Below are 20643 nucleotides of genomic sequence, written 5' to 3'. Positions count from 1 at the left end.
TCAGGCGTTCTCGGGCACGGAGGCGGGGGACGTGGCGTCGCTCTCGCCGGTACGCCGCTTGCGTACGGCCCAGAAGATCCCCGTCCCGGCGACGACCGTGACGCCGACGCCGATCACGCCCGCGAGGCCGCCGGAGAGCCGGGCGTCGGTGAGGCCCTCGACGCCGTAGTCGGCGAGCGGGGAGTCGGCGGCGGCGTGGTCCTCGGCCTTGGCGTCGATGCCCTTGTCGGCGGCGACCTTCTCCAGGCCGTCGGGGCTGGCGGAGGCGTAGAAGCTGACGACACCGGCGAGGAGGAGGGACGTGCCGAGGCCCGCGAGGATCAGCTTGCGGGGCGATCGGGCGGCGACGGGGGCGAGCGCCGGCTCGGCCGCGGGCGCGTCGACCAGTTCGCCGTTGACGCGCAGCTTCAGCGGGGCGGTCAGGCCGCGCGCGCCGTACACGAGGTCCGGGCGTACGGCGATGACGGCGCCGACCGTGGCGGCGGTGATCGCGGCCTCGCCGATGCCGATGAGGGTGTGGACGCCGACCATGGCGGTGAGGACCGAGCCGAGCGGCACGTCCGTGGTGCCGCCGATCGCGTAGACGAGGGTGAAGGCGGCGGCCGCGGCGGGCACGGAGATCAGGGCGGCGACGAACGCGGAGACGGTGACGGAGCGCCGCACCTTGGGAAGGATCTTGACGAGCCCCCGGAAGACGACGTACGCGACGACGGTCGTGACGACCGCCATGATGCTGATGTTCACGCCGAGGGCGGTGAGGCCGCCGTCCGCGAAGAGGATGCCCTGCATGAGGAGCACCACGGACACGCAGAGGACCCCCGTGTAGGGGCCCACGAGTATCGCGGCCAGGGCCCCGCCGAGCAGATGTCCGCTGGTGCCGGCCGCGACCGGGAAGTTCAGCATCTGCACGGCGAAGATGAACGCGGCGACGAGTCCGGCGAGGGGCGCCGTGCGCTCGTCCAGTTCACGCCGGGCGCCGCGCAGGCTGACGGCGACCGCACCGGCGGCGACGACTCCGGCGACCGCCGAGACGGGGGCGTTGATGAATCCGTCGGGGACGTGCATACGAGGGCTCGCTCTCCTGGTCGGGGGCCGGGCCACCGGGTGGGGACGCGCCGACCGGGGTGCCGGTCGGCGGTGGCTGGAACCTCACGATGATAGAGCCTTATTGCGACTCTCTTGCAAGAGCGCCTCGTAGCTGATTAGCGACCGATGGGCGAGCGCGGTGCACCCCTTCCGGGGGCGCGGCGCGGAAAATATGCGACATTGGAGAGGCAGCGGACAGCGGATTTACAGCTTCCGCATGGGTCACTCAGCGTGAGGAGCCGCCCGATGTCTGTCACGGTCGAGCAGTACGCCCGGGCCCATGTCGTCACGGACTCCCCCGAGGACCACGACACGGTCCCCGTCATCCTCCGCTACGACGCCGACACCTCCGCGGTCCGCGTGGGCCTCCCCGGCCCCGCCGAGTGGGCCTTCCCCCGCGACCTCCTCGAACGCGGCCTGCGCGCCCCCACCACCGCCGGCCAGGTGAGCATCTGGCCCTGCGGCCGCGTCCAGGCCGTCATGGAGTTCCACTCCGCCCAGGGGGTGGCGGTGATGCAGTTCGACACGAAGGCGTTGATCCGCTTTCTGCGACGGACTTATACGGCGACGCCGGTGGCGCACTGACGCGCCCCGCGGGCTGCTGATGTCGTCGTACGCGCTCGGTGGGGTGTGGGTCGTGCGGCATGGGCAGAGCATCGCGAATGTGGCGTACGCGGAGGCGGAGGGGACCGGTTCGACCGGCTTGCCGTTGGCGGGGCGTGACGCGGATGTGCCGTTGTCGGAGCTGGGGCGGGCGCAGGCCGGGGTGTTGGGCGGGTGGCTCGCGGGGGTGGCCCGCGAGGGCGGCGGGCCCGACCTGGTGGTCTGTTCGCCGTACGCGCGGGCCCGGGAGACCTGGGAGGTCATGACCGCCCGTCCTCGGGTGCCCTCCCCTCCCCTCCTGATCGACGAGCGGCTGCGGGACCGGGAGATGGGCATCTTCGAGCTGCACCCACCGGCCGCGCTGCGCGCCCGCGCACCCGAGGAGGCCGCACGGCGCGAACTGCTGGGCGAGTGGGCGTACCGGCCGCCGGGCGGTGAGGCCCTGAGCGATGTGGCGTTGCGCGTACGGGACTTCGTGACCGAGCTGGACCGGGTGGCCCCCGGGCGGCGCGTGCTGCTGATCGCGCACGACGCGATCGCCGTCGCCGTCCGCTTCGTCCTGGCCGGCCTCGGCGCGCCCGCCCCCGAGGCGCTGCCGCCGGTGCCCAACGCGTCGGTGTCCCACTGGAACGGCGACGGCGGGCGGCTGCGTCTCGTCCGGTGGGGCGACACCGGGCACCTCGCCTGATTCGGCAGCCGCCGAGAGACCTCATGATCTGCCGAATCAGCCCGGGTACCACCGTGTACGCCGGGTTACACCGGCACGGTGAGCGTGGCCGTGTAGCCCTTGTCGGTGCTTCCCTCGATGGTGGCCAGCTGCTGGTCGTAGCCGTCGCTGAAGATGTTGTCGGTCTCCAGGGAGAGCTCGCCGAGTTTCTGGACGCTCTCGCTGTAGCCGTCCGTCGCGTACACGGTGTCGCAGACGTCCTTGGGGAAGGCGAGCTGCGAGGTGGCGACGATGTTCTGGGCGGCGGTGGCGTCGTCGATGCTGCCGTACACCTCGAAGTGGATGTGCGGCCAGCGGCCCGTGTAGCAGGCGGGGAAGATCGACGTGAAGGTGACCTGGCCCTTCTCGTCGGTCTCCTGGACGCCGCGCAGGTAGTTCTCCTCGGTGACGCCCTCGGAGTAGAGGGAGTAGAGGCCCGCCCGGTCGCAGTGCCACAGGTAGACGGCGGCGCCCTCCTTCGGCGTCTCGCAGCCGGACGCCTGGTCCACGACGGTCAGGGTGATCGTCAGCGGGATGCCCTCGGCGACGCCGCCGGCCGAACCGAAGCTCTTCGTGATGTCGCTGCGGACGACTCCGCTCTCTTTGAGGACGTTCACTCCGTTCGAGCCGTCGCCCGGGTACGGTCCGGCCGTCTCCTCCGGGATGACCTCGCAGTCCGAGCCGGAGGAGGAGGACGTGCCGGAGGAGGACGAGCCGGAAGGGGACGACGAGGACGCCGAGGACGACGCCGAGTCCTCCGAACCCGGACTGCAGGCCGCCAGGAGCGGGGCCATGCTCGCCCCGGCCAGCAGTCCGATCATGCGGCGACGGGCGAACATGGGGAGGTCGTGGACGAGCCCTCCGTCGATCTCGTGCTCGTCGTCGTGGTGGTGGCCGCGGCCTTGACTACCGGTCTTCTCGCTCATGGTGTGCCTGCGCGCTTTCTCGGGTTCCCGTCATGGAATGCGCGCTGATGCTATGAGCGATTGCTGTGCGATTCCCATCAGCCCGCCCAGAAGTTCTTGAGGAAGCGGATCCGGGGGGGCGAGCGGGTAGGTCCAGAGCACGCAGAAGCCGGTGAGGGCGCCCGTCCCCACGGGCCCTCACCGGCGGTCCTGCTCGGCAGCCGTCCGTCGCGTCAGGCGCGGACCAGCTCCCTGTCCTCGTCGTCCTCGGCCGCGTTCTTCGAGGCGGCTTCATCCCGCGTCCGCAGGCCCTCACCCTCGACGTCGACGTTCGGGATGGCGCGGTCGAGCCACTTCGGCAGCCACCAGGCCTTGTCGCCCAGCAGGGCGAGGACGGCCGGGACGATGGCCATACGGACGACGAACGCGTCGAAGAAGACGGCGATCGCGAGGCCGAAGCCGATCATCTTGATCATCGACTCGCCGGAGCCGATGAAGCCGGCGAAGACGGCCATCATGATCGCCGCAGCGGCCGCGACCACCCGGGCGCTGTACTTGAAGCCGGTCACCACGGCCTGGTTCGGCTTCTCGCCGTGGACGTACGCCTCGCGTATGCGGGTCACGAGGAACACCTCGTAGTCCATCGCCAGGCCGAAGACCACGCCCACCATGAAGATCGGCATCATCGACATGATCGGGCCGGTCTCCTCGACGCCGATGGGTCCCGCCAGCCAGCCCCACTGGAAGACCGCGACCACGGCGCCGAGCGCGGCCAGCACGCTGAGCAGGAAGCCGAGGGCCGCCTTCAGCGGAACCAGGATCGAACGGAAGATCACGATCAGCAGGAGGAAGGCGAGACCCACCACCAGCGCCAGGTACGGCAGCAGCGCGTCGGTGAGCTTCTGCGAGAAGTCGATGTTCATCGCCGTGGCGCCGGTGACCAGCACCTTCGCGTCCGTGTCCGCCGTCACGCCGACGCCCGCGTCACGGATGGCGTGCACCAGGTCCTCGGTCTGCGTCGAGGCCGGCTCGGATTTCGGGATCACCGTGATCATCGCGGTGTCGCCCGCCTTGTTGAACGTCGCGGGGGTCACCGTCACGACGTCCTTGAGACCCTTGATCTCGTCGGTCACCGCGGTGGCGGCTTCCTGCGGGGACGCGCTGTCCTTGGCGTCGACGGCGACCATCAGGGGGCCGTTGAAGCCGGGCCCGAAGCCCTCGGACAGCAGGTCGTACGCCCGGCGCTGCGTGGTGGACGTCGGCTGCGAACCGTCGTCGGGCAGGCCCAGCTCCAACTGCGTGGCCGGGAGCGCGATCGCGCCCAGGCCGACCACGCCGAACAGCAGCACGGCCACCGGACGACGGACGACGAAGCTCGCCCAGCGGGAGCCCATGTTGGGCTTGATCACGGCGGATGCCTCGACGGATTCCTCGGTGGAGCCCTTGACGGATTCCTCGGTGGAGTCCGTCGTGGAGCCCTTGGTGGAGCCCTTCGCCTTGCCGCGTCCGAGCAGCTTGCCCTTCTCACCGGCCGGCCGGACCTTGCGGCCCGCGTAGCCGAGCAGCGCCGGGACCATGGTGAGGGCGATGAGGACGGCGATGACGACCGTGCCCGCCGCCGCGAGACCCATCTTGGTCAGCATCGGGACGTTGACGACCGCGAGACCGGCCAGCGCGATCACGACCGTGAGCCCGGCGAAGACCACCGCCGAGCCTGCGGTGCCGACGGCCCGGCCGACCGCGTCCTCGCGATCCCGGCCCTCGGCCAGTTCGGACCGGTAGCGGGAGACGATGAACAGCGCGTAGTCGATACCGACCGCGAGACCGAGCATCAGGGCGAGGGTGGAGGTGGTGTCGCCGAGGTCGAGCACGTTGGCGAGGGCGGTGATGGTGGAGACGCCGATGCCGACGCCGATGATCGCCGTCAGCAGCGGCAGCCCGGCCGCGACGAGCGAGCCCAGGGTGACGACGAGGACGACCGCGGCGAGGGCGAGGCCGATGATCTCGCCGGTGGCCGCCGTCTCGGGCTCGGCCTGGAGGGCGTCACCGCCCATCTCGACGGTCAGCCCGGCGTCCTGCGCCTTGTGCGCGGTGGTCTCCAGAGCCTCCTTGGTGGAGTCCTCCAGCTCCATGGCCGGGACCTTGTACGTCACCGAGGTGTAGGCGACCGTCCCGTCCTTGCTGACCGCGTTGGTGGTGAACGGGTCGCTGACGGCGCCGACTTGGGAGCCGTCGCCCAGTTCCTTGACGGTCTTCTCGACGGTCGCCTTGTTCTCGGCGTCGGTCATCTTCTCGCCGTCGGGCGCCTTGAAGACGACTCGGGCGGTGCCGCCGTCGGCACTCATGCCGGGGAAGCGCTCCTCCAGCAGGTCGAAGGCCTTCTGCGCCTCGGTGCCGGGGATGGAGAAGGAGGACGGGCCCGCGGCGGGCGCGGAGGCGGCGCCGACGCCCGCGAGCGTCAGCAGTGCCACCCAGAGCAGGGCTACGAAATGTCGTCGCCGGAAGGCGAGCCGACCCAGTTTGTAGAGAAATGTGGCCACGGAGCGGTACTCCCGTTCAAGTCGTGGAGGTGCAGGAGGGCAGGGGTGATCAGCCCGTGTACGGACGTACGGGTGCACGGACGTACGGGTGTACGGGGACAGGGATGATCGGCCCGACGACGTGAGCGGTCGCGTCAGGTGGAGCTCAGCCGCGCATCAGGGACGGCGACTACGCGGGGGGGTCAGTCGGTCGGTGCGGCGAGGGCGGGGAGGACCACGGCGTCGATGTACGAAGCGAGGAAGGCCTGCGTCGGCGGCTGGTCCTCGATGAGGCCCCGGGCGACGAAGGCTCCGATGAACATGTGCAGCACGTACGCGGCGGCCGGGTTGTCCGGGCGGACTTCTCCCCGGTCGACGGCGCGTTGCAGCACACGACGGATCTCCACCATCTCGGGCTCGATGATCAGCTCACGGAACGCCTTGAGGAGGTCGGGATTCCCGTGGATCGCCATGGCCAGCCCCCGCATCAGCGCGGAGTTCTGTTCGATGGCGCAGTCGTCCTGGCTCCTCACCAGCGCGTGCATGTCGCCGTGCAGCGACCCGGTGTCGACGGAGGAGATGTCGGGGCCCGGCTTGTTGTGCCGCATGGCCTTCGCCACCAGCTCGGCCTTTCCGCCCCACTGGCGGTAGAGGGTGGCCTTGCTGGACCGGGTGCGAGCGGCCACGGCGTCCATGGTGAGGGCGTCGTAGCCGACCTCCCGGAGCAGGTCGAGCACGGCCGCGTACAACTCGGCCTCGCGCTCGGGCGTGAGCCGACTGCGTCGCGCCGTCGCGGTCTCAGTCATCCCACTCCCCTTGCTCCGGCTGGACGTTCGAGACGACAAGGCTACCGGCCACGCGCCATCGCCCGGCCTGAACACCCCGCTCCCGAACGAAACGGTTTCGTACGCCTCTGAAGATACCCCGAGAGGCGCCCACCCTGTCAACGAAACGAAACGGTTTCGTTCGTGTCCTGGGTCACCTGGTCACCGTGGTCACGTGGTCACCTCGGTCACGCGGTCGATTCGCCGCGCCAAGTTGCCGGTGTCCGTCCCGAGGAAAAGCATGGGTAGGTGAGCGACGAGTACGAGCAGGCAGCCGGCAGTGACACGTACGGGACCACCGCCGGAGCATCCGGCTACCTCCGCTTCCCCCACCTCAGCGGCGACCGCCTCTGCTTCGTGGCCGAGGACGACCTGTGGCTGGCCCCGCTCGACGGCTCGGACCGCGCCTGGCGGCTCACCGTCGACCGTACGAAGGTCGCCACCCCGCGCTTCTCGCCCGACGGCCGGCACATCGCGTACACGAGCTGGCGCAGCATCGCCCCGGAGATCCATCTGACCCCGGTGGACGGCGGCCGGCCCGCACGACGCCTCACCTACTGGGGCAGCCCCGACACCGAGGTACGCGGCTGGACGCCCCCTGACGAGTCGGGCCGCTCGGAGATCCTGGCCGTCGCCTCCCACGGCGAGCCCTTCTCGTACTTCACCTGGGCCTACAAAGTCCGTCTCGACGGCGAGCCGGGCCGCAAGCTCCCCTGGGGCCCGGTCTCCGACATCCAGGTCGCCGAGATCGACGGCGAGCGCCGCACGCTGCTGCTCACCGGTACGCCCCCGCACGAGCCGGCCTCCTGGAAGCGCTACCGGGGCGGTGCGACGGGCCGCCTCTGGCTGCACGGCGAGCGGCTGCTGGCCGACCTCGACGGGCACCTCCACTCCCCCCTGTTCGTCGGCGGCCGTATCGCCTTCCTCTCCGACCACGAGGGCATCGGCAACCTCTACTCCTGCGCGTACGACGGCTCCGACCTGCGCCGCCACACCGACCACGACTCCTTCTACGCCCGGCACGCGGCGAGCGACGGCACCCGGGTGGTGTACCAGTGCGCGGGCGACCTGTGGATCGTCGACGACCTCGCCCCGGGCTCCTTCCCGCGCCGCCTCGACGTACGGCTCGGCGGGTCGCTCACCGGGCGGCGGCCGTACCAGGTGCCGGCCGCCCAGCACGTCGACGGCCTCTCGGTCGACGACACGGGCCGGGCGAGCGCGGTCGTCGTACGCGGCAGCCTGTACTGGCTGACCCACCGCGACGGCCCCGCCCGGACCATCGCCGACACCCCCGGCGTACGCGTCCGGCTGCCCGAGATGCTCGGCTCCGGCGGGCAGGTGGCGTACGTGACGGACGCGGACGGCGAGGACGCGATCGAGATCGCCTACCTCCCCCGGGCCACCGGCGACCGCGAGCCCCGCCGCCTGGCCTCCGGCGACCTGGGCCGCGTCCTGGAACTGGTGTCGGACCCGGGCGGCGAGCGCCTGGCCATCGCCGCGCACGACGGCCGTGTCCTCCTCCTCACGGTGTCCGAGGAAGCGGCTGCCGCCGCGGGCACCGAGGAATCGAACGGTGAGGTCACCGAGCTCATCACCTCCCTCAACGGTCCCGTCCGCGACCTCGCCTTCTCCCCGGACGGCGCCTGGCTGACCTGGTCCCACCCGGGCATCGGCCGCACCCTCCGCCAGATCAAGATGGCCCGGATGAAGGACCGGCTCATCGTCGACGTCACCAACGGCCGCTTCGAGGACGAGAACCCGGTGTTCACGCGCGACGGCCGCTACCTGGCCTTCCTGTCCTGGCGCGGCTTCGACCCGGTGTACGACGTCCACACGGGAGACCTGTCCTTCCCCCTCGGCTGCCGCCCCTACCTGGTCCCTCTCTCCTCCGCCACCCCCTCCCCCTTCGCCCTGAACCCCGACGGCCGCCCGGTGGCCGGAGGCATGGACCCGACCGAGGACGAGGACACCGGCTCCACGGTCACCGTGGAGATCGAGGGCCTGGAGAACCGCGTCACGCCCTTCCCGGTCACCGCCTCCAAGTACTCGGCGCTCTGCCCGGTCAACGGCGGCGGCCTCGTCTGGCTGCGCTGGCCGATCTCGGGCGCCCTGGGCGAGACCTTCGCCAACCCGGACGACATGACCGGCCGCCCGACCCTCGAATACTTCAACATCAGCAAGGCGAAGAAGTCCGAACTGGTCGAACACCTGGACTGGTTCGCGGTGAGCGGCGACGGCTCGCGGCTGGTCGTGGTGGACGACGTCGAGCTACGGGCCGTCCCCTCCACCGAGCCCGGCGACAGCGACTCGACCGTCTGGATCGACCTGCGGCGCGTGCTGCACCAGGTCGACCCGGGGGCGGAGTGGCGCCAGGCGTACGCGGAGGCCGGGCGCCTGATCCGCGCGTACTTCTGGGACCCGAAGATGAGCGGCATCGACTGGGACGGGATCCTGGACCAGTACCGCCCGCTGGTCGAACGGGTGGCGTCCCCCGACGAGTTCGCGGATCTGCTGCGCGAGGTCCTCGGCGAACTGGGCACGTCCCACGCCTACGTCTCTCCCGCGCGCCGCAACGAGGGCCCACCCCACTACCAGCGCCGCCAGGGCCTACTGGGCGCCAACTTCGTCCGCAGGGACGAGGGCTGGGTGGTCCGCCGTATCCTCCCCGGCGACTCGTCCGACTCCAAGGCCCGCTCACCGCTGGCCGGCCTGGGCATCCGGGAGGGCGCGGCCCTGACCCACGTGGACGGCCGCCCGGTGGATCCGGTGACGGGACCGTATCCCCTCCTCGCCGGCGCGGGCGGTTCGACCGTCGAACTGACCTTCACCCCGGCGGAGGGCGAGGGCCGCTCCCGCCGTGTGGCCGTGGTCCCCCTCATCGACGAGCGCCCCCTGCGCTATCAGGACTGGGTGGCCAAACGCCGCGAGGTCGTACGGGAGCTGAGCGGCGGCCACTGCGGCTACCTCCACATCCCGGACATGGGCGGCTCCGGCTGGGCCCAGTTCAACCGCGACCTGCGCATGGAGGTGTCCCGCCCCGCCCTGATCGTCGACGTACGCGGCAACGCGGGCGGCCACATCAGCGAACTGGTCGTGGAGAAACTCACCCGTACGATCCTGGGCTGGGACTTGACGAGAAACGCCCAGCCGGTGTCGTACGCGTCGAGCGCCCCGCGCGGCCCGGTCGTCGCCCTGGTCGACGAGGCGACCTCGTCCGACGGCGACATGATCACGGCGGCCTTCAAGCTCCTCGAACTCGGCCCCGTCGTCGGCCTCCGCACCTGGGGCGGCGTCGTCGGCATGACCGGCCGCCACCAACTGGGCGACGGCACCGTCATCACCGTCCCCATGAACGCCGCCTGGTTCGACGCGTACGGCTGGTCCGTCGAGAACCGAGGCGTCACCCCCGACCTGGAATCCCTCCGCACCCCCCTGGACTGGGCCGAGGGCCGCCACACCCAACTCGACGCGGCGGTAACCCTGGCCCTCGACCTCCTGAAATCCCACCCCCCAACAGACCCCCCCACCTACACGAACGTCCCCACCAGATCCCGCCCCCCTTTGCCCCCCCGAGCCCCGTAAGGGGCACGAGGAACTGCGGGCCCCGTAAGGGGCGCGAGGAACTGCGCGATCAACCACAACAAACCCGCACCCGCCACCCCACAGAACCCCCCGAGCTATAAGGCGCTCAAGGGGGTAGAAGGGGCACAGCCCCTGGGGATGGGAATGGGTAGGGGCGGCGGGGGCGAAGACAAAAGTGGGGCACCCTCACCAACAAGGGCACCCCACTCGAATCCGGCCGCTAAGCCGAGCAGAACTCAGATGTCATAGTCCTGCTGAAGCCGCTCCTCGGCTTCACGCTGCTCCCGCTCCCGCTCACTCTCCTGCGGCCGACGCTGCGGCTGCCCATGCTCACCGGGCCGCGCACCGGGCCGCTGCCCCGTCCGCTCACGCTCCTGCCGCACACGCTCCTCCGGAGACCGCCCACGCGACTCCTCCGGCGACTGACCGGACTGACCGGACTTGCGCTTGGCCTGCTGCTTCAACTGCTCGGCCTTGTCCTGGAACTGGTCCTTCATGCCCATGTGGATTCACTCCCGTTTCGGGTGAGGGGATCGGGCCTCGACCAGACAAACACGCCCGGACATTCAGCGCATTTCGATCAGTAACGCTCAGTCACCCGCCCCCGGCACGCCAACCCCCCGCCCAACCCCCCGCCGCCGCTCATCCGCGGCCCCACCGGCCCCCACCAACCCCGTGGACACCCCACGAAGCCGCGACTCGAACCGCCGTACCTCCCGCGGCGCGAACGCCCCGATCAGCCCCGGGAGATAGCCGCGCACCCCCTGCATCCCCCGCAGCCACCCCTGCCCGTACACATGACTGGACCGCCGCTCGATCCCGGCCACGAGCCGGTCGACGGCCGGCCCCAACGGATACGTCTTCCCGGCCGGCCAGGGCAGCCGCTCCCGCAACTCCCGCAGCGCCTCGTCCTTGTCGGCCCCGCGCACCATGTCCGTGTCGGTCCAGGACAGATACCCGACCCCGACCCCCACCCCCTGGTGCCCCACCTCGGCCCGCAGACAGTGCGCGTACGCCTCGACGCCCGCCTTGGACGCGCAGTACGCCGTCATCATCGGCGCCGGAGTGATCGCCGCGAGGGAGGCGATCTGGAGCAGATACCCCCGGCTCTCGATCAGCGCGGGCAGGAACGCCCGCCCCGTGACGGCCGATCCGACGAGGTTGACCTCGATGACGCGCCGCCAGGAGTCCGGGTCGGAGTCGACGAAGGGCCCGCTGTTCGCGACGCCCGCGTTGGCGACGACGATGTCGACCCGCCCGAACCGCTCCTTGACCTCGGCGGCGACCCGCGCCATGGCCTCGTGGTCGGTGACGTCGGCGTGCCAGTACTCTCCCCCACTCTCGGCTTCGCTCGAGCGGGAGGTACCCCCACCGCCGTACAGCCGTTCGGAGACCCGCTTCAGTTCGTCCGGTTCGAGCCCGACCAGCGCGACCCTCACTCCGCGCACCGAGAGCTTGCGCGCGAGGAGTTCCCCGACGCCCCGCGCGGCCCCGGTCACGACCGCGACCCGTCCCTCCAGGGTGCTGCCCCTGCTCATGCGCCCGTCTCCTCCAACTCGTCCCGCGTGGTCCGTCCATACGCCGTCACCAGCCCGCGTATCCGGGCGGTGACCGCCTCCGGTGCCTCCACCGGCGCCATGTGCCCGACCCCGGTCAGCTCGCTCACGCCCACGCAGTCGGGCAGCGCGGCGGCCAGCGCCCGCGCGTGCACGGGCGGGGTCATCCGGTCCGCCGTGCCCACGACGACGGCCGCCGGAACCGTCAACTCCCGTACGCCCTGGTCGAGATCGAGCGAGTCGAGGACATGCGACCAGGCGTGGCGCACCGGCGTGGGACACGCGTGCACGATCCGCGCGCACGCCTCGACCATCACCGGCGACGAACCGGGGCCCATCGTCGCGTACTTGAGGATCCGCCGGGCGACCGGTGTGACCGGCCCGAGCGGCGCCCGGGAGCCGAGGATCCTCCGGGTGAGCCAGGTGCGCACCCGACCGGGCCGCAGGGGCACGACCAGCGACTCGGCGACCAGCTTCGAACTGCCCGTGCTGCACAGCAGGACCGCCGCCGCGTGCTCCCGGAAACCCTTCCGCCCGGCGGCCGCCATCAGCGTCATCCCGCCCATGGAGTGCCCGACCAGCACCGCCTTCTCGCCCGGCGCGAGCGTCGCCGCGAGCACCGCCTCCAGATCGTCGGCGAGGGTGTCCGCGGTGCACACGGCGGAGGCGGGACTGCGGCCGTGGCCGCGCTGGTCGTAGGCGACGACGCGGTGGTCGACGGAGAGGTCCCGGATCTGTGCCGCCCAGTACGCCGTCGAGCACGTCCAGCCGTGCACGAGCACCACCACCGGCGCGGCCGTGTCGTCGAGGGGTCCGTGCACCTCGACATGGAGCCGGGCCCCGTCGGCGGACACGGCCGCCGACTCCCGTACGGCGACGGGCGGGGCGTAGGGCCCGTGCTTCACATGGGTCAGTCGGGTCACGCGCCCGCCTCCACCTTCGCCGTGTTCCAGTTCCTCGCCCCGCCGGTGTTCTCCGTGCCCGGCCGGGGCGCCCGCAGCACCTCGTACTCACTCAGCTCGACCCGCCGGGTGGCACTGCGGAACTCAGCTGTCGTCCCCGGCCAGAGGGTCGTGTTGCGGCCGTTCGCGTCGCGGTACCAGCTGGTGCAGCCGCCCGTGTTCCAGACCGTGCGTTCCATGCGCCGCTGGACCCGCTCGTTCCAGGCCGCCACGGCGGCGGGCCGGGCGTCGAGGGCCACCCGGCCGCCCAGCACGTCCAACTGCCGTACGAAGTCCGCCATGTAGGCGAGCTGGGACTCGATCATCAGGATCATGCTGGAGTTCCCGAGCCCCGTGTTGGGCCCGATGATCGTCATCCAGTTCGGGAACCCGGCGGCGGAGGCCCCGCGCAGTGACCGCATCCCGCCGTCCGCCCAGGCCTCGGCGAGTGTTCTGCCGTCGGCGCCCACGACCCGGTCGGCGATGGGCATGTCGGTGACATGGAACCCGGTGCCGAAGACGATGGCGTCGACCTCGGCGGTGGTCCCGTCGGCGGCGACGAGCGTGGAGCCGTCGACCTCGGCCAGCCCGGAGGCGACCACGTCGACGTTCGGCCGGGTGAGCGCCGGATAGTAGGTGTTCGACAGGAGGATGCGCTTGCAGCCGATGCGGTAGCCGGGGGTGAGCCGGGCGCGCAGGGCGGGGTCCTCGACGGTCCGGGCCAGGTGCCGCTTCGCCACCCGCTCGACCACGCCCAGCACCTCGGGGCGCTTGGTGAAGGCCTGGACCTGCAACTCCCGGATGCCCCACAGCAGTCCGCGCCGGGCCCGCGCGGTGAAGGGCAGCTGCCGGTGCAGCCACCGCTCGACGCCGCCGATGGCCCGGTCGACGCGCGGCAGCACCCAGGGCGGGGTCCGCTGGAAGAGGGTCAGCCGGCCGACCTCGGGCTGGATCGCCGGCACGATCTGGATCGCGGAGGCCCCCGTACCGATCATCGCGACCCGCTTGCCGCGCAGGTCGTAGCCGTGGTCCCAGCGCGCGGAGTGGAAGACCCTGCCGGGGAAGGAGTCGAGCCCCGGCAGCTCGGCCCCGGTCGGGATCTTCGGGTCGGAGAGCGGCCCGGTGGCGGAGACGACGACATCGGCCGACAACGGCCCGCCGCTGGTCTCGATGTCCCAGCACAGCCGCTCCGCGTCCCACCGCATCATCGTCACCTCGGAGTCGAAGCGGAGGTGCGGCCGGAGCCCGAAGACGTCCGCCACCTGCTCCAGATAGGCCCGGATGTGCTCCTGCCCGGAGAAGGCGCGCGGCCAGTCGGGGTGGGGCGCGAACGAGAACGAGTAGAGGTGGGACGGCACATCGCAGGCGCACCCCGGGTAGTCGTTGTCCCGCCAGGTGCCGCCGACGGAACCGGCCCGCTCCAGGACGACGAAGTCGGTGATCCCCTCGCGCCGCAGCCGCACGGCGGCCCCGAGCCCGCCGAAGCCGGACCCGATCACCGCCACCCGCACATGCGGTCCCCGCTCCCGCCCGTTCCCGTCCCTGTGCTCGCCCATCCGGTACCTCCACGCCTCATCGCGTGCGCACACCGCGTTCGCACCTCTTGTCCGCGCCAGTAATCACTGGCGCAGTGGGGAGCGTAGGGCAGGACCGTACCGCTGGGTAGGGGTCGGTCGCTGCCGAGTTACCGGCGGTACAACATAGGCTTCCCGCGTGGCAGACGACGGCGAGCGACACGAGTACCGCATGGAGGAGCTGGCCGGGATGGCCGGTATCACCGTCCGCACCCTGCGCTTCTACCGGGAGCGCAAACTGATCCCGCCGCCCCGCCGCGAGGGCCGTATCGCCTGGTACGACGACACGCACCTGGCCCGGCTGCGCACGATCTCGGCGCTGCTGGAGCGTGGCCACACCCTGAGCGGCATAGCGGAGCTGGCCGAGGCCTTCGACCAGGGTCGTCACGTGGGCGAGCTGCTCGGCCTCGGCGCCCCCACCGAGGAGGTCCCGGTCCACCTCTCCCCCGAGGAACTCGCCGACCACTTCGGCGACCAGGCGACGTCGGAGAACCTCTCCGCCGCCCTCGACCTCGGCTATCTCGCCACCGACGGCGGCGAGATCGTCCACATCAGCCGCCGCCTGCTCGACGCCTCGGCCGCCCTGGTCCGCGAGGGCGTCCCGCTCGCCGACGTCCTCGCCGCCGGCCGCCGCGTACGCGAACACGCCGAAGCCCTCGCCGCCCTCTTCACCGACCTGGTCCTCACCCGGCCCGGCCGCACCCCCGAGGACCTCGAACGCCTACGCCCCCTGGCGAAGGCCGTGACGGAGGCGGAGCTGTCGATGGCGCTGGACAGGCGATTGCGGAAGTCGACATATGAACAAAGCCAGAATGGCTAGCCGCAGGCAAAAAATCACCCATTAGAGGGACGGAGAATCGTTAAACCCCGCACACCACGTGGGCTAATGTCTTCCCGAGTCGATCGATCACACGCCCTAACTTCGGATACTCGCTCGAATCGGGAGAGAAGTGCGCACGATTACCATGCTGCTCGCCACGGCCGTCATTTCGGTCATGAACATGACCGCCGCACACGCCGAGTGCATTTGGTAGCCCCACCGGCTCTCACGAGCCGGTAGCACCCCAGTCGTCGAACAGTCGACGCAGCTCAGCAGCCTCCCCGTTCGCCCCGAGACTCCGGTACATCGCCAGCGCCCGTTCCGCGTGGGCGCGGGCGGACGGGGTGCTGCCCATACGAAGATGCGTTCGGGAAATACCAGCCAGCGCCCGCGCCGAACACAGCGAATAACTGTGCTCGTGTGCTATGGAAAGCGCGTTCTGGTAGGTCTCCAGCGCGAGACCGAACCGCCCCTCCTTGTCATACGTGTCAGCAATTCCGAGGAGAGCCCTCTGCCTCTCGTACGCATTATCAATACGGCGCGCGACCTCCTCGGCGGCCCGGAAGTGGGAGAGGGCCTCCTCCGTGCGTCCGGAACCCGCGCAGGTCTCCCCCAGGCAGATCAGAGTGTTGACCTCACCGATGGCGTCCCCGCCCGCCCGGTGGCTGGCCAGAGCCCGCCGGAAAGAGGTCAGCGCCCGCCCCGGCTGACCGGTGGCGGAGTACACGGCACCGAGGTTGGTGTCCAGAATCGCGATTTCCTTCTTGCCGCCGACCTCCCGCATCAGGCCCATGGCCCGCTCGTAGTGGTCGCGGGCCTCCTCATGGAGCCCCAGGGCGAGCCGGATGTCGCCGAGGTTGTTCCAGGCGAGGGCCTGGCCGTGGCGATCGCGCAGCTCCCGGGTCATGCCCAGCATGGTCCGGAAGCAGTGCGTCGCCTCGGCGTACTCCGCCCGGTGCACCCTGGCCGTGCCCTGCACATTGAGGGTCGCGGCCACGCCGTGCCGGTCGTCGACCGCGCGATAGAGCACGAGGCACCGGTCCAGTTCCCGCAGGCACGCCTCACCGCGGCCCGCGCCGAGATGGGCGCGGCCGATTTCGAGGAGGGCGTCGGCGCGGCCCCGGGGATCGCCGAGCTGCTCGAACAGGGTCAGCGCCTCGGTCGCGGCGGCGAGGGCCGCGCTGTGGTTCTCCCGGGCCAGGACGCTCGCCCGTTCCACCAGCAGTTGGGCGAGGGCCGCCCGGTCCTCCCCCGAGCGGAGTGCGGTGAGGGCCGCGGCATGCAGTTCGGCGGTGATGTCGTGCGTACCCCAGCGCTGGAGACAGTGCGCGAGGACGTGTGGGAACAGAGCGGCGAACTCCGGGAACTCCGTCGCGGCCGTGCGCGCCACGGCCAGCAGGTTGCCCCGCTCCACCGTCAGCCACACCGACGCCTCGTCGGCGGCGGAGTCGGCGCGCGGACCCGTGGTGAAGCCCGGCGCGATCGGTGCCGTCAGCTCCGGCGGAACCGGCCTTCTGCGGCGCCGCGGATGAGCCAGCCGGTCCGCACGGTCGGAGGCCGTGAGGTAGTAGGACATCAGGCGCCGCAGTGCCGCGCCACGCTCGGCCGGCGGGTCCTCCCGTCGGCTCAGACGACCGCCGAACGCGCGGGCCAGATCATGGAGTTGATAGCGGTCCCGAACCGGCTCGTCCAGCAGGTGGCGGTCCAGCAGGGACTCCGCCGCCCGGCGCACCGCCCCCGGCTCGACGTCCCCGGACAGCGCCATCGCGGCCTCCAGCGTGATGTCGGGGCCCGGATGCAGCGCCAGCCTGCGGAACAGCCGGCGCGCCGGGGCGTCCAGGTCGGCGCAGGACATCTGCAGGGCCGCGGCGACGCGTTCGTCGAACTCCTCCAGCCTGTCGCCGGCCCCCTCCAGCCGGTCCGCGACGTACTCCAGGTCCCAGGTGTCCCGGTGCCGGAACCGGCTCGCGTGCAGTTGCAGGGTGAGGGGGTGCCGACCGCACAGTTCCACGACGCGGCGCAGGGCCGCCGTGTCGGAGACCCGGGCCGCCCCCGCGATCCGGGCGAAGAGCGCACCGGCCTCGGACACGGACAGCACGTCCAGGAACAGCGAGGTGGCGCCGTCCAGTTCGGTGAGCCGGTTACGGCTGGCCACGATCGCGCGGCAGTCCGGCGAGCCGGGCAGCAACGGGCGTATCTGTTCGGCGTCCCGGGCGTTGTCGAGCACCACCAGCACCCGGTGCTGGGCGGTCCACTCACGCCAGAGCGCGGTCCGCTCGTCCAGCGTGACGGGCAGCGGATCGGGGACCCCGACGGTGTGCAGCAGGAACGCCAGGGCGTCCGCGGGATCGTAGGGCGGCTGGTCGCCGTAGGCACGCAGGTCCACGTAGAACTGGCCCGCCGGGTAGCGCCCACGCAACCGGTGCGCGGCGTGCACGATCAGCGCGGACTTGCCGACTCCGGGCATACCGTGCACCACATCGACCGGCAGCGCCGTCCCGTTGCCGTCGGGAACACGGTCGGCGAGCAGGATGTCGAGCTCGCTCGTACGGCCCGTGAAGTCCCTGGTGTCACGCGGCAGGCTGCTCCCCGGATGCCTGGTCCCACGATCGGCCGCCCGCACGCCACCACCCTGGCCGGCCCCCGGCTCCACGGCCGCCGGGCGGTGCGCCCGCAGGCCCGGGTCCTGGCCGAGGATACGGAGCTGCAGTTCCTGGAGTTCGGTGCCGGGGTCGATGCCGAGTTCCTCGCTCAGCCGGTGACGCGTGGTGCGGTAGAGGTTCAGCGCCTCGCCGTCCCGGCCCGACCGGTACAGGGCCAGCATCAGGGCGGCGACCGCCTGTTGGGCCAAGGGGTTCAGGGAGACGAGCTCATGGAGTTCGCCCAGCAGGTCGGCGTGGCGGCCGAGCTCCAGCTCCAGCCGGATGCGCTCCTGTCGGATGTGGCGGTGGTCCTCGGTCAGCCGTGCCCGGGCGGAGGCGGCCCAGTCGCCGGTGAACTCCGCGAACGGCTCGCCCCGCCACAGTGACGCGGCGGTGTGCAGCAGACCGACGGCGTACTCCCGGTCACCACGCCCCGCCGCCGTGCGAGCCTCGTCGCGCAGCCGTCGCAGCCGTACGAAGTCCACGTCGTCCGCCTGCTGGACACGCAGCCGGTAGCGGCGTGGGGACGTACGCTCCAGCTGCGCCAGCTCACCGACAGCGCGACGCAGCCGGTTGCGCAGCCGGGAGAGATAGGTGTGCAGCGTCTCCACGGCGGTCACGGGCACTTCGTCGTCGTCCCAGACGCGTTCGACGAGCGTATCGACGGCGACCGGATCCCCCTGGGCGTACAGCAGGACCGCCAGCACCCGGCGCTCCTTCAGCGATCCGAGCGGGTACTGCCGTCCCCCGTGCCACAGTTCGAGCGGCCCGAGCGCAAGAAGGTGCACCACTTCCCCCAGGTGGTTCCGCTTCTTCCAGACGTTTCCCAGCGGCGTTGCGTAGAGGCGTCGCGCCACATTCGGGTGGTGCGCGTCCGCCCGGGCGCTGCGCTTCTTTCCTCGCGCCGGCGGTCTCCGCACGGACGCCCGGCGGATCGCACACCTGTCCACCCCGTGTCTCACTGTCGCCACCGCGACGAACGGAACAGAGGTGTAAAGCGGGGCGCATGGTCGCGCGAAGGGGCGCACAGGGCCGACGGGGACCGGCGTACGCGGAAGGTGCAAGTTTTCTGCAAGCCCGCCGTCATACCGCCCGGGGAGACCCCACTCCGTGGCCGCGTACGGCTTTCCGGCCGCACCTCAACTCTGGTGATTCACGGGGGAGTTCACATGAGTCTGTTGATGCAGGACGCCGAACGGCGTCCTGCCGTGCCCTTGCGTCTGGATGTCGAACGCTGGGCGACCTTCCGCATCCGCAAGCGGGTGCTCGCGGTGGTGCACACGGTGACCTCCGCCCGGCGGCTGCTGGACGCGGTCCGGCTGCTGGAGGGCGACCCGCGGGTGCAGGTCCTGTTCACGGTGGCCGGTGACGTCTTCAACCACGGCGTGGACGAGTTCCTGGAGAACACCAGGGCCCTCGTCGTGCCGTGGGGCCAGGCGGTGCACACCCGCTTCGACCTCGCGCTGGCCGCGAGCTACGGCAGCCTGTACGAACTGAGCGTCCCGGTGATCGTGCTCCCGCACGGCGCCTCGTACAACAAGCGCGTCTCCGTGCCCGACGACCGTCGCGGCCGTCTCCCCGCGGTGCGCGAGGTGTACGGACTGGGCCGGCAGTGGCTGGTCCGCGACGGGGTGGTGGTGCCCGCGGCGATCGTCCTGGCCCATGAGGACGACCGCACCCGCCTCGGCCGGGAGTGCCCCGAGGCGCTGCCCGTGGCCGAGGTGGTCGGGGACCCCTGCTACGACCGCGTCGCGGCGAGCCTGCCCGCGCGGGACCTCTACCGCAGGGCGCTGGGCGCGGCGCTCCGGCAGGAGCTGGTCCTCGTCTGCTCGACCTGGGGACCCGACTCGCTGCTCGGACGCCACTGGGACCTGCTGGAACTGCTGGCCGCCCAACTCCCGCGGGAGGACTTCCGTATCGTCGTCATGCTGCACTCGAACGTCTGGAACGCGCACAGCGAGTGGCACATCCGCAGCGCGTTCGCCGGGCTGAGCCGCTGCGGCGTGGGCCTGGTCAGCCAGCACGCGGAGTGGAGCGGTGCCGTGGTCGCGGCCGACTACATCGTGGGAGACCACGGCTCCGTGTCGCTGTACGGGGCGATGACGGGCGCCCGGCTGCTGACCGCCGGCTCCCCCGACACCGATCTCGATCCCTCCTCGCCGATGGCCGAGCTGCGCTCGCTCGCGCCCCGGATCGACATGGGCCGGCCGCTGCTCCGCCAGCTGCGGCAGAGCGCCGCCGCGTACCGCCCGGACCGGTACGCGCGCGTCGCGGCCCGGATCAGTTCGGAACCGGGCCGGTTCGCCCGTCGGATGCGCGCCCTTCTCTACCGGAAGCTGCGTCTGCGCGCTCCCGTCGCACGGCCCGCCCCGGCGGCAGCGGTACCGCCGGTCCTGGTGCGGTACGACGAGCCGGGGGGTGCCGAGTCGTGAGTGCGACGGAGAGACGGGCGCCGGGGCCGTGGGCCCGGTACGTCCGCGTCCTGGCGCCGGGACCGGCCGCCGGACCCGCGGTCGTCGACGAGCATCTGCGGGTGGAACTGCCCGCGCCGCGGCCCTGGCCCGCGCTCGCCGATGTGCTGGTGGCGCCGGGGGCGGGACACGATGCGGCCGACGCGCTCGCCGTCGGCCACCCGGGCGCGGCGGTGGTCGCGGTACACACCGGGGCCGGGAGGTGCTGGCTGCGCGTGGGCCCGTACGGACACGTGCCGATCCGGCTGACCCTGACCGAGCGGCACGCGGCCCGCTGTCCCTGGCCGGTCTGGGCGTCCCTGGCTCATGCGCGGCTGGTCACGGACGCACGGTGAACGGCGTCCCCGGCGACGAGGACCGTGGCCGGGGACACCGGTCCGGTCACCGGAACGGTCGGCCCGGTCGCGGCCGGCG

15 protein-coding genes are annotated in these 20643 nt (G+C 71.6%); 6 read left to right on the top strand and 9 right to left on the bottom strand.

Annotation, left to right across the window (positions count from 1 at the left end):
- Complete coding sequence (locus JIX56_RS27520) at nt 1–1065, bottom strand: energy-coupling factor ABC transporter permease (protein WP_257544479.1); 1065 nt, start codon at nt 1063–1065, stop codon at nt 1–3.
- Between the two features lie 267 nt (nt 1066–1332).
- Here JIX56_RS27520 and JIX56_RS27515 point away from each other — a divergent pair, with 267 nt between their 5' ends.
- A complete protein-coding gene (locus JIX56_RS27515) occupies nt 1333–1671 on the top strand; it encodes an SsgA family sporulation/cell division regulator (RefSeq protein ID WP_257544478.1) in 339 nt (112 codons plus the stop codon).
- Between the two features lie 19 nt (nt 1672–1690).
- On the top strand, nt 1691–2377 hold the full coding sequence (locus tag JIX56_RS27510; protein WP_257544477.1) for a histidine phosphatase family protein: 687 nt from the start codon (nt 1691–1693) through the stop codon (nt 2375–2377).
- Between the two features lie 65 nt (nt 2378–2442).
- Here JIX56_RS27510 and JIX56_RS27505 read toward each other — a convergent pair whose 3' ends face one another.
- The 3 genes from JIX56_RS27505 to JIX56_RS27495 all read right to left on the bottom strand — a co-directional run bounded on the left by JIX56_RS27505 (nt 2443) and on the right by JIX56_RS27495 (nt 6625).
- Nucleotides 2443–3321 (bottom strand): intradiol ring-cleavage dioxygenase, encoded by an 879-nt coding sequence (locus JIX56_RS27505; protein ID WP_257544475.1) that lies wholly within the window; start codon nt 3319–3321, stop codon nt 2443–2445.
- Between the two features lie 212 nt (nt 3322–3533).
- Nucleotides 3534–5840 carry an MMPL family transporter gene (locus tag JIX56_RS27500; RefSeq protein ID WP_257544473.1) on the bottom strand — a complete coding sequence of 769 codons (2307 nt, stop codon included), beginning with the start codon at nt 5838–5840 and terminating at the stop codon, nt 3534–3536.
- Between the two features lie 182 nt (nt 5841–6022).
- Nucleotides 6023–6625 (bottom strand): TetR/AcrR family transcriptional regulator, encoded by a 603-nt coding sequence (locus JIX56_RS27495; RefSeq protein ID WP_257544471.1) that lies wholly within the window; start codon nt 6623–6625, stop codon nt 6023–6025.
- Between the two features lie 375 nt (nt 6626–7000).
- Between JIX56_RS27495 and JIX56_RS27490 the strand changes: the two genes are divergently transcribed.
- Nucleotides 7001–10225 (top strand): S41 family peptidase, encoded by a 3225-nt coding sequence (locus JIX56_RS27490; protein WP_257551151.1) that lies wholly within the window; start codon nt 7001–7003, stop codon nt 10223–10225.
- A 236-nt stretch (nt 10226–10461) separates the two neighbouring features.
- Here the strand turns inward: JIX56_RS27490 and JIX56_RS27485 are convergent, their stop codons facing one another.
- From JIX56_RS27485 to JIX56_RS27470, 4 genes are all read right to left on the bottom strand, one after another.
- Nucleotides 10462–10728, bottom strand: coding sequence for a hypothetical protein (locus JIX56_RS27485; protein WP_257544469.1), 267 nt, complete (start codon nt 10726–10728; stop codon nt 10462–10464).
- Between the two features lie 87 nt (nt 10729–10815).
- Nucleotides 10816–11763, bottom strand: coding sequence for an SDR family oxidoreductase (locus tag JIX56_RS27480; protein ID WP_257544467.1), 948 nt, complete (start codon nt 11761–11763; stop codon nt 10816–10818).
- Complete coding sequence (locus tag JIX56_RS27475; RefSeq protein WP_257544465.1) at nt 11760–12704, bottom strand: alpha/beta fold hydrolase; 945 nt, start codon at nt 12702–12704, stop codon at nt 11760–11762. Before JIX56_RS27475 ends, JIX56_RS27480 begins: the two co-directional genes overlap by 4 nt.
- Complete coding sequence (locus tag JIX56_RS27470; protein WP_257544463.1) at nt 12701–14278, bottom strand: flavin-containing monooxygenase; 1578 nt, start codon at nt 14276–14278, stop codon at nt 12701–12703. The genes JIX56_RS27475 and JIX56_RS27470 overlap by 4 nt, the downstream gene beginning before the upstream one ends.
- Nucleotides 14279–14468: 190 nt before the next feature.
- On the opposite strand from JIX56_RS27470, the gene JIX56_RS27465 reads away from it, so the two are divergent.
- On the top strand, nt 14469–15116 hold the full coding sequence (locus tag JIX56_RS27465) for a MerR family transcriptional regulator (protein WP_443032068.1): 648 nt from the start codon (nt 14469–14471) through the stop codon (nt 15114–15116).
- 226 nt (nt 15117–15342) lie between these two features.
- Here JIX56_RS27465 and JIX56_RS27460 read toward each other — a convergent pair whose 3' ends face one another.
- On the bottom strand, nt 15343–18615 hold the full coding sequence (locus JIX56_RS27460; protein ID WP_306819882.1) for an AfsR/SARP family transcriptional regulator: 3273 nt from the start codon (nt 18613–18615) through the stop codon (nt 15343–15345).
- 312 nt (nt 18616–18927) lie between these two features.
- Between JIX56_RS27460 and JIX56_RS27455 the strand changes: the two genes are divergently transcribed.
- Both JIX56_RS27455 and JIX56_RS27450 read left to right on the top strand, forming a co-directional pair.
- The gene (locus tag JIX56_RS27455; protein WP_257544459.1) at nt 18928–20190 is read left to right on the top strand and encodes a hypothetical protein; all 1263 of its coding nucleotides are present in this window, start codon (nt 18928–18930) and stop codon (nt 20188–20190) included.
- The gene (locus JIX56_RS27450) at nt 20187–20564 is read left to right on the top strand and encodes a hypothetical protein (protein ID WP_257544458.1); all 378 of its coding nucleotides are present in this window, start codon (nt 20187–20189) and stop codon (nt 20562–20564) included. The genes JIX56_RS27455 and JIX56_RS27450 overlap by 4 nt, the downstream gene beginning before the upstream one ends.
- Nucleotides 20565–20643 lie beyond the last annotated feature (79 nt).

Source organism: Streptomyces sp. CA-210063, from assembly GCF_024612015.1.
Taxonomy (GTDB): domain Bacteria; phylum Actinomycetota; class Actinomycetes; order Streptomycetales; family Streptomycetaceae; genus Streptomyces.
The sequence above is the reverse complement of the archived record's forward strand: the minus strand, read 5'-3'. Positions and strand labels throughout refer to the sequence as shown.